13 protein-coding genes, 1 pseudogene and 1 riboswitch are annotated in these 12,456 nt (G+C 41.0%); of the genes and pseudogenes, 5 read left to right on the top strand and 9 right to left on the bottom strand.

The genetic code is table 11. The annotated features are described in order from the left end of the window. Positions 1–82 precede the first annotated feature (82 nt). Together ACN6MT_RS08995 and ACN6MT_RS08990 are read left to right on the top strand one after the other, a co-directional pair. A complete protein-coding gene (locus ACN6MT_RS08995) occupies positions 83–649 on the top strand; it encodes a glycerol-3-phosphate acyltransferase (RefSeq protein WP_419955611.1) in 567 nt (188 codons plus the stop codon). Beyond that, complete coding sequence (locus ACN6MT_RS08990) at positions 642–2,249, top strand: aminotransferase class V-fold PLP-dependent enzyme (protein WP_419955610.1); 1,608 nt, start codon at positions 642–644, stop codon at positions 2,247–2,249. The genes ACN6MT_RS08995 and ACN6MT_RS08990 overlap by 8 nt, the downstream gene beginning before the upstream one ends. Here ACN6MT_RS08990 and ACN6MT_RS08985 read toward each other — a convergent pair. Beyond that, positions 2,246–2,572: a magnesium chelatase domain-containing protein gene (locus tag ACN6MT_RS08985; protein WP_419955609.1), complete on the bottom strand. Its 327-nt coding sequence runs from the start codon at positions 2,570–2,572 to the stop codon at positions 2,246–2,248. The two genes, ACN6MT_RS08990 and ACN6MT_RS08985, sit on opposite strands and share 4 nt — an antisense overlap. Continuing rightward, complete coding sequence (locus ACN6MT_RS08980; protein ID WP_419955608.1) at positions 2,557–3,168, bottom strand: transposase; 612 nt, start codon at positions 3,166–3,168, stop codon at positions 2,557–2,559. Before ACN6MT_RS08980 ends, ACN6MT_RS08985 begins: the two co-directional genes overlap by 16 nt. A gap of 227 nt (positions 3,169–3,395) precedes the next feature. Between ACN6MT_RS08980 and ACN6MT_RS08975 the strand changes: the two genes are divergently transcribed. Together ACN6MT_RS08975 and ACN6MT_RS08970 are read left to right on the top strand one after the other, a co-directional pair. Next, a complete protein-coding gene (locus ACN6MT_RS08975; RefSeq protein WP_419955607.1) occupies positions 3,396–3,782 on the top strand; it encodes a helix-turn-helix domain-containing protein in 387 nt (128 codons plus the stop codon). 215 nt (positions 3,783–3,997) lie between these two features. Continuing rightward, positions 3,998–4,447 carry a DUF6376 family protein gene (locus ACN6MT_RS08970; protein WP_419955606.1) on the top strand — a complete coding sequence of 150 codons (450 nt, stop codon included), beginning with the start codon at positions 3,998–4,000 and terminating at the stop codon, positions 4,445–4,447. Between the two features lie 156 nt (positions 4,448–4,603). Here the strand turns inward: ACN6MT_RS08970 and ACN6MT_RS08965 are convergent, their stop codons facing one another. The 3 genes from ACN6MT_RS08965 to ACN6MT_RS08955 are packed head-to-tail and all read right to left on the bottom strand — an operon-like array spanning position 4,604 to position 7,490. Further along, on the bottom strand, positions 4,604–5,779 hold the full coding sequence (locus ACN6MT_RS08965) for an ABC transporter permease (RefSeq protein ID WP_419955605.1): 1,176 nt from the start codon (positions 5,777–5,779) through the stop codon (positions 4,604–4,606). Beyond that, positions 5,776–6,477 carry an ABC transporter ATP-binding protein gene (locus ACN6MT_RS08960; protein ID WP_419955604.1) on the bottom strand — a complete coding sequence of 234 codons (702 nt, stop codon included), beginning with the start codon at positions 6,475–6,477 and terminating at the stop codon, positions 5,776–5,778. Before ACN6MT_RS08960 ends, ACN6MT_RS08965 begins: the two co-directional genes overlap by 4 nt. Further along, on the bottom strand, positions 6,474–7,490 hold the full coding sequence (locus ACN6MT_RS08955) for an efflux RND transporter periplasmic adaptor subunit (RefSeq protein ID WP_419955603.1): 1,017 nt from the start codon (positions 7,488–7,490) through the stop codon (positions 6,474–6,476). Before ACN6MT_RS08955 ends, ACN6MT_RS08960 begins: the two co-directional genes overlap by 4 nt. 251 nt (positions 7,491–7,741) lie before the next feature. Between ACN6MT_RS08955 and ACN6MT_RS08950 the strand changes: the two are divergent. Continuing rightward, positions 7,742–8,499: pseudogene (locus ACN6MT_RS08950) on the top strand (C39 family peptidase). A 17-nt stretch (positions 8,500–8,516) separates the two neighbouring features. Here ACN6MT_RS08950 and ACN6MT_RS08945 read toward each other — a convergent pair. The 4 genes from ACN6MT_RS08945 to ACN6MT_RS08930 are packed head-to-tail and all read right to left on the bottom strand — an operon-like array spanning position 8,517 to position 12,070. Then, positions 8,517–9,296 carry an energy-coupling factor transporter transmembrane component T family protein gene (locus tag ACN6MT_RS08945; RefSeq protein ID WP_419955602.1) on the bottom strand — a complete coding sequence of 260 codons (780 nt, stop codon included), beginning with the start codon at positions 9,294–9,296 and terminating at the stop codon, positions 8,517–8,519. Beyond that, positions 9,283–10,902: an ABC transporter ATP-binding protein gene (locus tag ACN6MT_RS08940; protein WP_419955601.1), complete on the bottom strand. Its 1,620-nt coding sequence runs from the start codon at positions 10,900–10,902 to the stop codon at positions 9,283–9,285. The genes ACN6MT_RS08945 and ACN6MT_RS08940 overlap by 14 nt, the downstream gene beginning before the upstream one ends. Continuing rightward, positions 10,889–11,470: an ECF transporter S component gene (locus ACN6MT_RS08935; protein ID WP_419955600.1), complete on the bottom strand. Its 582-nt coding sequence runs from the start codon at positions 11,468–11,470 to the stop codon at positions 10,889–10,891. Before ACN6MT_RS08935 ends, ACN6MT_RS08940 begins: the two co-directional genes overlap by 14 nt. Beyond that, positions 11,471–12,070, bottom strand: a complete 600-nt coding sequence (locus tag ACN6MT_RS08930; protein ID WP_419955599.1) for a YkoF family thiamine/hydroxymethylpyrimidine-binding protein — start codon at positions 12,068–12,070, stop codon at positions 11,471–11,473. It lies immediately after the preceding gene. An 86-nt stretch (positions 12,071–12,156) separates the two neighbouring features. Next, positions 12,157–12,256: riboswitch (TPP riboswitch) on the bottom strand. Positions 12,257–12,456 lie beyond the last annotated feature (200 nt).

The raw sequence follows: 12,456 nt of genomic DNA, 5'->3' as shown, positions 1-12,456 counted from the left end.
AATAATCTACAAATCATATTATAATGGAAATATATTCATATTTTTGAGTGAGTACCAAGAACACACAAAGGTTGTGTTGGACATGCTATGGTTGTATTTTATTATTTCCTATTTAATTGGAAGTATTATGTTTGGCTTTTTGGTCACGAAAGTCGTTTATCATAAGGATATTAGGATTCAAGGAAGCGGTAATGTTGGTGCAAGAAATGCCGGAAGGCTCCACGGAAAAATGGCCTTTGTGCTCATTTTTCTCGGGGATGCACTAAAAGGTGTTCTGGTTATTTTAGCCGCACGATACCTTCAATTCTCTGAATCTATTCAACTTCTAGGTCTGGCAATATCCATTTTAGGTCACATCAAGCCCGTCACTTTAAAGTTTAAAGGTGGAAAAGGTATATCAACCTTCATTGGCGGAATGATTACCTTTGAACCCCTCATAATTCCTGTAATTATTCTGGGCTTTGGCCTCCTATACCCTTTTTTGAAAAGCTTTACATTAGCAGGATTAGGGACCTTTCTTATTATTCCAGTTGTACTCTATTTAAAAAATAATGATTGGCCAAGTTGCATCCTAGTATTAGGTATCATCGCTATGCTTTACGCAGCACATGCAGAAAATATCAAGGAAAGGCTGAAACCTAATGAGTAAGCACGAGTTCTTTTTCAAAATTGCCACCACAGCTGATGAATTTGAACAAATTCATCGCTTAAACTATCAAACCTTTTCAGAGGAAATCCCACAGCACGCAAAGAATAAGGAGCAAAAGTTAGTGGATCCCTTTCATGCTGAAAATACATATATCATTTGTGTGAAAGAAAATGAAGTGATTGGGATGACAGCGATTCGAGATAACCGTCCATTTTCGCTTGATCGAAAAATTGGACCTGTTGAACAGTCACTCTCTTTTCCAGTCATCTCTCCATGTGAAGTTAGGCTATTATCTGTGAAAAAGGAATATCGAAATGGCCGGGTATTCTTAGGGCTCGCGCAGTTTTTAATAAAATATTGTTTAAAAAAAGGGTACGATATTGCCTTCATTTCTGGCACAGTCCGCCAATTAAAGCTCTATAACCAGTTAGGGTTTCAGCCTTTTGCTCAATTAACCGGCACGGATGAAGCACTTTTTCAACCAATGTTTTTGACGAAGAAGACCTTTGATGAATCGATTGCTGGCAGAATACTACCACCAGCGATTCCATTCTTGCCGGGACCAGTCCAGATTTCTCAAAAAGTCATGAATGCCTTAAGTAAGACACCGATTTCTCACCGTTCCGATCAATATAAAGAAGAGATAGCCAAAGCAAAGGATATGCTCGCAAAATTAGTGAACAGTCAATATGTTCATATACTTTTAGGATCTGGAACACTTGCCAATGATGTGGTGGCAGGGCAGCTTTCTTTAGAAACTGGCCGAGGACTCATTTTATCAAATGGAGAATTTGGCAGCCGTTTGATTGCTCAAGCTAATCGATTTGGTCTCCAATTTGATGTACTTCAAAAAGACTGGGGTCAGGCATTCACCCGTGATGAAATTGTTTCTAATGTCTCGAATACGACGAGTTGGATCTGGGCGGTTCACAGTGAAACTTCCTCTGGCATGCTCAATGATCTTGGTTTATTGAAAGAAATATCGGAACAGCATCAACTCAAGCTATGCCTGGATTGCATAAGCTCTTTGGGGGCAATCGAAATAGATTTGGATGGTGTATTTTTAGCAACGGGTGTAAGTGGAAAAGCGATTCGCGGACTCACAGGGCTTTCATTCGTTTTCCATCATCACAAGGTACAGCCTTCACTGACACTTCCGAAATATCTTGATTTGGGAACATACATGGCAAAAGGCAGCATTCCTTTTTCTCAGTCTTCTAATCTTTTAGAGGCACTTTTAGCTGCTTTAGAGGATGTTACTAGTGAGACTTTTAAGAAAGTGATTGAGACACATATTTTCTTAAAGAATCAGCTTAAACAATTTGGTTTTACTATCGTTAGTGAACAGCACAGCTCACCGATGATTCTTACAATAGAATTACCTCGTTCCATTTCTTCCGCTCTGATTGGAGAAATACTTTACAATCACGGCTACCAGCTGCACTATGAAAGTGACTATCTGCAGCGAAGAAATTGGATTCAAATTGCCTGCATCGACGAATACGATAAAGCTGACCTCGAGAAAATGGTCCATCTCTTAAATAGAGTAATAACCTATGAGCAAACTGCCACACAAGAAGCAATAGTGAACGGCAGCTAAGAAGCAAAAGTCACTCGCCACAATAGCCTGGCAGTGACTTTTTTGCATCCCAACTGTCCGCCTGAGGTGGATAGTGTCCACGAGTGGTGACTGTCACCACATATTGTTGTCACCATCTTGTTGTCGAAAACATTCATATTGGCCCATTGTATGCACTCTAACGAGAGCATAGCGGCGCTTATGCGTTTCTTCGACTCTTTTACAGCCGCGTCGGGGAGCCCCACAATTCGAATACCATCATTCCCCACAAACGTTTTTACTTCAACGTTCAGACGATACCCTTCCAAACCTTTCAGACCAATACTCGTTACTTTTGCACACATGGATTTTCCTCTTTTCTTGGAATCATCACCACTTTACTATTTTCGAGTAAGTACAAATCCACTTGGGGTGTTTTTATGTATTCTTTATAATGCTTGGACGCAGGGGCAGGAAAATAGGAAAGTAAATATTTGGTGTCCACGAAATCGGTTACTTCACCATTAACATAAGCATTGTAACTGCTCCATGGATAGTCCTCTAATTGATCGACAAGCCCAGCTTTCAATGGATTTCGGTGGATATACTTGCTGACATCTAATTCATAATCAAGAGAATCTAATAATTCGGCACCATAGCGTTTTTCAAATACATGGCCGGTGAACTCATATTTTTTATTAAAGTACCTGGCAAATTTAGTATTGAGGTGACTCATGATAACGGTTGGAGAAGTGTTTGAGGTTTCAATTTGGAGGTGAGTATGGTTGGTCATTAAACAGAAAGCGTGAAGTGTAAAAGGGAATCGAACCAGTGTTTCTTGTAAAACGCTTAGATATTTCATGCGATCCTCATCATCATAAAAAAGAGTAGATTTGCGATTCCCCCGGCTTGTAATATGATACTTTGCACCTGGAAACCATGCACGGCGTTTTCGGCCCACAGCGGTCACTCCTATTCAATTAATATATTTAGAGGTGTTAAAACAGAGGAAAACTGAAAGCAGAGATTCAAATAATAACATTCGACACCCTTCCCTAAACTCCTTCTATACACCATATTGAAAAATAATAAACATACTGTCCGCCTCAGGTGGAAAGTGTCCACGAGCGGTGACAGGCACCCTGCATTAAAGATATAATAATCAAAAAAAGGGAAGGAGAATTTGTCATGTACTATGGAAAATTCGAATTAGGGAAAATTATACGGAGATTGAGAATTGAAAGACAGTTAACCATTGAACAAGTCGCTGAATACTGCGGTGTAGATACCAAATACATTAATCAACTTGAAGAAGGCTTACATCCAGATATGGATTTATTTTTATTTTATCGCATTGCCTCTTTATTTAATATGAAGCCTTCTGCACTAATAAATGAAATTTCTAAAGAAAACGAAGATCACCTTAGAAGAATGTGGGAAGAACGAAGTAATCATCTCTTTACGATAGTCGAACAGCGGCAAAGACGAAAAAAGCAGGATTTGCAAAAGAAAATAACACATAACTTCAAAAATAAGCATAACATACAACAACTCAAATCGAAAAATCACTTCTAATAAAAATGAAGTGGTTTTTTTATTTTCCACGAGTGATGACAGGCACTATTTAGTGCTCTCTTACAAACTGCGTGGTATGGTAGCTACTTTTATGATATCCTTAAATTACCCTAAAATGCTTCTCTAATAACGTATTCATTTTTATTGCCCCTTCAACCTAGCCCACGTTTTTAGCCCTTAATTTATTTTACCAAAACAAAGTCGGAGGTTTTAATTTGAAAAAATTATTCATTCTATTGTCTGCCAGTATGTTATTGCTGCTGGGCGGTTGTTCATTTCTCAATGACGCACAGGACACTCTAACTTATGTTAATGAAGCAACAGACTATTTAGCGGTTGCTACTGATTTTGCTGGTAATGCCCCAGCTCTTGCGCAACAGGCTATAACGGATCTCCAAGCAGGTGAGGATTTTCAAAATATGCTTCAACAAATGCAGCAAACTGCGATAGCTTTTAATGAACTTCAAGCACCGGAGATTGCAGCTAAGCTTCACCAGCAAATCATCGAACAAAACAGCGTGATTATCAGTGAAATTGAAACATTCATGAGTAATTTCCAAGACGGGCTGCTCGACCCCGCTATTCTAGAAAATACAGAGTTATTTCAGACCGTTCAAGATATCACCAGTATTATTGACCAGGTTCAACAGCTTGGTGGTGAATAGTTCGTCTCAATACCTATAGGAACAGATGTACAAAACTTTGAAGGGTCAATTGGTTACGGTTTGGACTGACTGGTGGAAAAAATAGTTAACATCCTCTCCGTAAAAATCGAGGTCCTCAAATAGAAAAAACAGGCTGACTCATTCAGCCTGTTTTTTCTATTGATAACGTAACGCCTCAAGCGGGCTAAGGTTGGCTGCTTTATTAGCTGGGAAAATGCCGAAAATGATTCCAATAAAAATGGAGAAACTAACAGCAATTCCCACTGCCCACCAAGAGATCGCCATCTCCATCTCTAACACAACAGAAAGTACTTCAGCACTTCCAATGCCAATCAAAACACCTAGAATACCCCCAATACCACTTAAAACAACCGCCTCAATTAAGAATTGTCCAAGAATATCCTTCTTTTTGGCACCGATTGCCTTACGGATGCCGATTTCTCTTGTCCTTTCGGTTACGGAAACCAGCATAATGTTCATGATTCCTATTCCACCAACAATCAGCGAAATGCCGGCAATGCCCGCAAGCAGCATCGTCATAGTATCCGTCACAGACGTCAATGCCTCCGCGATATCAGATTGATTTCGAACATTATAGCTTGAGTCATCACCACCAAATTCAATGTACAAGTTCCGCTCCATTTTAGCCATTCCGATTTCGACTGTTTCCTCGGAGGTCATTTTTACATCCGCAGAAGTGACAACTGTTTGCCCTAAAAATCGTTGTGCGGTCGTAAAGGGCATGAGCACTTTATCGTCCACAGATCCTTGCAGTTCATCTCCCTGTTCCGTAAGAATTCCCACAACTCTAAAGGTTGTTCCATCAATTTTTACATTTTTATCAACGGGATTAGAAAAGCCAAAAAGTTCAGTAGCAATGTTAGACCCTAATAGCACTACTTTATTACGATTGTCTTGATCAATGTCTAATACAAACCTTCCCAAACGAACAGAAGTCCCTTCTACTTTTTCAAAAGCAGGCGTCACCCCTTCAATGGTCACATTATCTGAACTTGTTGTTCCGTAGGCCACTGTACCGCTTCCGGAGACCGTTGGAGAGACGGCCTCTACCTCAGATAATTCTTCAAACTCCATAATATCCTCATAAGTCATCACTTCTTCATCCGAGTTTCCCGAAAGCGAGACCGAAACCATCGTTGTCCCTAATCCTGAAATATCATCAGATACTGATTGAGAAGCTCCCTGCCCGAGAGAAACTAATGCAATTACTGCAGAAATTCCGATAATAATTCCGAGCATTGTTAAAAACGACCGTAGCTTGTTCGTTACTATATTTTTAAAGGCGATTTTTATCGCTTGCCCCAATTTCAATGATGAACAGCCTCCTTCTCTTTAAGTATCCTGCCATCATGAATGCGGATAATCTGTTTCGCTTGTTTCGCAATATCCAAATCATGAGTAATCAGGATAATTGTGTGCCCTTGCTTATTAAGTTCCTTCATTAAGCTCATCACCTCGGCTCCGGTTTTACTGTCTAAAGCCCCCGTCGGTTCATCAGCAAGTAAAATTGGCGGGTTGCCAGCGAGTGCACGGGCAATGGCGACCCGCTGCTGCTGTCCTCCCGATAATTCAGTCGGACGATGACGCGCACGGTCGCCTAATCCCACCTTTTTTAGTGCACTCATCACGATTTCCTTCCGTTCATTTCCATTTAAACCGCGGTAAATCAGCGGTAATTCCACATTTTCAAAGGCTGTCTGCTTCGGCAACAGGTTGAAGGATTGAAAAATAAACCCTATCTTTTGATTGCGGACATCCGCCAGTTGTTTATTTTTCAAAGTAAAAACATCTTTTCCATCAAGGTGATAACCGCCCATATCAGGAACATCAAGACACCCGATCATATTCATTAACGTTGATTTCCCTGAGCCAGAAGGTCCGATAATCGCCACAAAGTCCCCTTTATATACAGTGAAACTGACATCATCCAGTGCTTTCAACGTCTCCCCGCCCATTTTATAAAATTTGCTTAAGTGCTTAATCTTTACGATGGGTTGTTCCTCAATCATTGTGCTGTGCCTCCTTGACCTCTATCCCATTTCTGCATTCCGTCTGGTCTTTGGCCCATATTTCCTCCAGGAAATCCTCCTCCTCCTGGGAACATTGCATTCCTGTTTTGGGTACTGTTTTCAGTGTTCAGGGACGGTAATACAACCTCATCACCTGCTGTTAAACCACTGACAATTTCCACTGTAATACTATTTTTTAGCCCAATTTCCACAGGTTGCTGTGTGGTTTTTATGGTTGATTCCTCACTGCTTTCCTCGTTGTCAGATATAGCTTGTGTTTGATCCTGCGAGGGAATAAGGACATAATAACTGTCATTTTGTTTTTGAAGCGCTGCCACTGGGACAGTAACAACATTTTCCTTTTTCGATGTTGTAATCGTCGCTTCGGCTGTCATTCCAACCTTAATCCCAACTGGATCATTAATCGTAATTTTCACGCCATATTTAGCTACCGTACTGCTTGAATCTTCATTGGCTTCCTTTGAAACACTTTTAATGGTCCCAGTAAACTTTTGGTCTGGCAGAGCATTCACATCGATAGAAGCAGTTTGTCCTACTTGGATTTTAGAAATGTCCAATTCATCCACATTTACGACCATTTCTAAATTTGTATAGTCCGTTACCTGAACCAACTCTTCTTTCGTTTGAACATTCATTTCATCTTCCACATTTAATACGGTTATTTCACCAGCGAATGGTGCCACAATTGGGTCTATATCGTCATCCGTAAATGTAATGAGCTCGGCCCCTGCAGCAACGGTGTCCCCCACTGCTACGAGCACCTCCTCAATAGTGGCATTATCTTCTGCCATAATCATTTCTTCATTCATGACGGAAATATTGCCTGTTCCACTAACATTTACTTCGACATTTCCAACCTCAGCTGCTGCCGTTAAGGTTTGATTTTGTGGACCACTCACTGCCTCGCTTTTATTGGAGAAATAACTATAACCTGTAAAACCTCCGCCAATGACAACAATCAAAATCACGATACTAACAATCCATTTTTTCATCCTGTTCTTCCTTCCTTGTTAAAATCAAGCTCTACAATGAATCTTGTCCTGTAAATACTTATGCTTCCCTGCCCACATTGCCTATCATAGGCCGGCAATATGTCAGGAATGTGTCAGTCTTATTTTTTTAACAATTGATCTAATAGGTTAATAGATTTTTCCCATTCCATTCATAATTTGTTCATACCTTTCACATACCATTGAATGAAACTGCCTATGCTCCCTTCCTAACGATATATAGGAGGTTTTTTATGAAAAAACTAGTGAACCTAAGTATTGGATTTATGGTGATAATAGGCTTTATATATTTTTTTACTAATACAGAATTAAAATCATCGGGGATAGAAATTAATAACCATGCGGAAGTACAGGGGCTGCCGGTTACAAAGGTTCTCCAAGAAAAGATAGATATCGCTGAGGAAGTACAGCTGGATGTACCCTTGGTAAATCAAATGGATGCTCCGCGTCTCTATAATGGCTGCGAAGTGACTAGTCTAGCGATGATCCTAAATTATAAAGGAATTTCTGTGACAAAAAATAAACTAGCTCAGGAGATTACTAGAGTTCCTTTACAATATAGTAATGGAACATATGGGAATCCCAATATGGATTTGTGGGTAATATGGAAGATGGTCCTGGATTAGGCGTATACCATGAACCGATTCTTAAACTAGCTCAAAACTACCTGAATGCGGCGGACCTAACAAATTCTTCTTTTGATCGACTGCTTGAAGAGCTAACCAAGGGGAACCCTGTTTGGGTTATTACGACAAGTACTTTTGCTCCCATTTCGGAAATGGAAACATGGCAGACGCCGGAAGGAAACGTGAACATAACGTATAGAATGCACAGTGTCGTCATAACCGGTTATGACTCAACAAATATATACATTAACAACCCTTACGGAACAAAAAATCAAAAAGTGGACCGTGAAAACTTTATCCAGGCATGGGACCAAATGGGGAAACAAGCTGTTGTTCTCTATTTAAAAAAATGGGTTGTCCGTTGAGACACCCCATTTTTGTTTTAAAGTTCGCCATTATAAAATTGTAAGTAGCCGAATTTCCAAGAGATACAAACGCTGAGAACGACGGCACTAATCATAAGGATGAAAAAGACCCAGTCATTATAGGAAAGCTTAATCTCGCGATAGAATATCCTATTTTTTTCTCCGGTAAAGCCTTTTGATTCCATTGCAAGTGCTGTTCGCTCTGCTTTACGAATCGCTCCTGCAAGGAGTGGAATAACGTATCGCTTCAACTGCTGTATTTTTTCTGGTATAGTTCGTGCTCGTGCTACCCCCCGTACTCGATGGGCATTTTGCAAGGTTTGAAACTCCTCCTTGATTAACGGCAGGAACCGATATCCGGCCATGATTCCATAGGCAAGCTTTGGCGACAGCTTGCATTGCTGCATTAAACTAAGGAGAAAATCTGTAGGCTTTGTCGTTAAGGTAAACATAATAGATAACGTGGCAAAGCTTAACACCCTGAGCCCCAGCGACACACCTCTTCGAAATCCTTCTGCTGTCATCGTCAAAAAACCCCATTGCCAAATAACTTGGTCCCCCTCTTGAAGCCGTGGAAACAACATGGTTGACCATACATAAATAACAGCGATAAATAAAAAGGGAGCGAATAACAGCAACCATTTTTTAAAAGAAACCCTGCCAAAAATAAAGGTCAATGTTACAGTCCAGAGAATGATTAGAAGCGGTGTAATTGGATCGAAAAACGCCGATAATATCAGGATAGAAATAACGATAGCAAGTGCCTTTATACTCGGATTCACCTCATGTAGCGACATGTATCTCTCTCCTTGCCATTTCATTTTGCAGCTGTTTTCTAAACGGCAGCTTCAGTCTTGCACGGCTAATGACTTCAGGATTATCCCACAACCTCTCAGGTGTACCGGAAAAAATCAATTCACCGCGTTCCAACACATAAACGGTATCCGCATATTGATCTACCATCTCCATATCATGGGTAATCATGAAAAATGCCCCATTCTTTTCGTCAAGTACTCTCATGATTTCATGCGCAGTATTGGCATCCTGACCAAATGTCGGCTCATCAAGGATAAGCAATTCCTGTTCATGAACGAGCATGGTCGCAACACTCAACCTCCGCTTCTGTCCTTGGCTCAGAGCAAACGGGTGGGCACCTGCGTGTTTTTGCAGATTCATTGTTTCAAGAACCGAGGAGACGATTGCCCTTTGACTTAAACCAAAGGCAATTTCCTCGTAAACACAATCTGTGATAAATTGATGTTCTGGATTTTGAAATACGTAGCCGAGAGATTGATATAAATGTTTCTCCTTCCACTTCGAAAGTGGAACACCGAGAAACTGAATCTCCCCTTTCGTAAGTGGAAGTAATCCGGCTAAACATTTGGATAGAGTCGTCTTTCCGGAACCATTTGGACCAACCAAAGCAATCCGTTCTCCTTTATGAATACTCAGCGATATATTTTTCAAGTGCCCACGGGCATAAAGACCGTTCACTTCGAGAATCGGTTCCATTTGGGTCGTGGTTTTGCTTTCTTTTTTTAAGAATGCGCTGGAATCCTTTAACCCTGACAGTAATTCATGCATGCGAAGCGGAAGTCGGTCCCCTTTATACAAACCTTCATTCTTTGCAGAAATTCCAGCTTCCACTACTTTTGGCAGCCAAATACCTTCCTTTTTTAAAAAAGGAGCAAATTCTCCAAAGCATTGTGCAGTAGTGCCATCAAAAAGGACGGCTCCGTTAGAATCTAAGACAAGACAGCGCTCCATCAGCTCGACCCAATCATCCAGCTTGTGTTCAATCACAATCAGCGTAAACGGGCGTATATGCTTTAACTTGGTGATCGTTTCTACTAATTCTGAGCTGGATTGTGGGTCAAGATTAGCGGTCGGCTCATCGAGGATGATTACCTCTGGTTCGAGCGCAAAGACACAAGCTAATGCCAGCTTCTGCTTTTGCCCTCCGGAAAGGGTGTGGATTACAGTCTTTTTTTCAGCCTGCAAGCCTACCCATTCTAGCGCTCTGTCAATCTTTGCCTCCATCTCTGCCCGTGGCACATGAAAATTCTCCAAACCAAATGCTACTTCTTCTTCCACGGTCAGCATGCAGAATTGGCTCTCTGGATCTTGAAAAACAATCCCTATTTTTTGGTTGAGTTCACCCGGTTTATAATCGTTTAGATTTTTGCCCTCAAACGTGATGTTCCCCGTAATAACACCATCGACTGCCTCTGGATATAATTTGTTCAGACAATAAGCTAGTGTACTTTTTCCCGAACCACTTGGACCTAGTAGGAAAAGCGATTGATTTTTTAAAATGGAAAAAGAAAGGTCTTTGAAAATATTGCTATCTTCATAACTAAATCCCAGATCCTCTACTTTAATCTGTGGCTCAAACAGTGACATTTCGCTTGTGTTCCTTTCCTAACGGGAAACTGTTCAACGCTCCTGTTTTGGCAAGACCTTCGCTTAAATATTTACCTAGTAAGCCTGCCATTAGTGCCCCGCTTACAAGGCGAACAAAGAACATGGCCGTTACATAACTAGGCGAAAGGGCGGCAAATCCTGAGACATAAAATCCCCAGGCAAAGCTAAAAACTGATGAACCCATCCCTGCTGCCATTAAAACCCAAGTGGAATAGTTCTTCCATTTAGTTGCGGCAAAGACAGCTTCTGCACCCAAACCTTGAATCATACCGGAGATGATCAATTGCGGGCCAACGGCGTTACCAAGCATAACTTCCACTGTAGCAGCGACTGTTTCGGATAGAAAAGCCGCCCCCGGTTTACGGATAATATAAGCCGCAATAATCGAAACGATAAACCAAATTCCAAAAATAATATCATAGCCAATTAAACCAAAAAGGCCGAATAGGACATTCCCGAGCTGGAGAAACAACAAATAGACAACAGCAAAAACAACAGCAAGTACGGATAACACTATGACTTCACGAAGTTTCCATTTTGCCAGCATTTATTTCACCCTCTTTTTCGATGGGCTGTTGGCAGACATAGCAACCGTCATGACAATATGTGTAGAATCGCTTTCGTGTGCTCCTTGAAAGGCATCCTCTAATGTTTCGAAAACCTGGTTTGCATCACCATCAAGCCTTGAGGCATAGTGAACACCTTTTGTAAACGTTCCTTGGTCTTGAGCCAGTTTGCATTGATCCATGATGACATTCATATACGTTGGAATCCCCATTGGGTATAGAGCAAATTGAACAGCCACTTCTTGTTTAATATTCTGTGATTTTTCCTCATTTAAACGATTAGCGTTTTCTGATAGGTAGGCATCACCTGCCGAATCCCCCGGACATCCATTTGAAAACGTTGCCTGCAGCACAACATGATCGCCGTTTTTTGACGACTCTAGGAAAATAGCTTTCACCACATCAAATACATGCTCCGATCTTCCCCTAACACATGTGCTGACATCGTCCGTTTCCATCCAAACCTTTGAAGTATCCACTTCTTTTAATGCCGATAGAATAATATCTACAAACCTATCAGACATCGGATAAATCGAAAATCGCGCTCCAGTAATCTCACTCATACCACAAAAATTAGACATTTCACATACCCCCATTGATATTTTGGCAACAAAAAAACTGCATCCCACGGGAATGCAGTCGAATCATATCAATGTTGAACGAACGATAATTTTCTCCTGCACTTCCCCACGCTAGTATTATCTAGATCGGGTCATAAGGGTCGGACAAACGTCCTCTCAGCCAAAAAAGCTCCCCTAGTGCAAAAACCGTATGCAATTTTTCGTTGCCCTAATAATATGATAAATTTTCCAATATGTAAAGGGGGTTCTTTCGTTGCTCTTTCTTTGCCTCTTTTCGTTGCCTTTTCGGTGCCTGTCACCATTCGTGGACACTGTCCACCTCAGGAGGACACTAATTACAACCCTTTTTGAACCTACTTACCTCATACTAACAAAGAAATGCCATT

The organism is Neobacillus niacini (assembly GCF_048572935.1).
Taxonomy (GTDB): domain Bacteria; phylum Bacillota; class Bacilli; order Bacillales; family Cytobacillaceae; genus Neobacillus; species Neobacillus niacini.
Note: the sequence above shows the minus strand (reverse complement) of the source record. Positions and strands in the feature narration are given on the sequence as shown.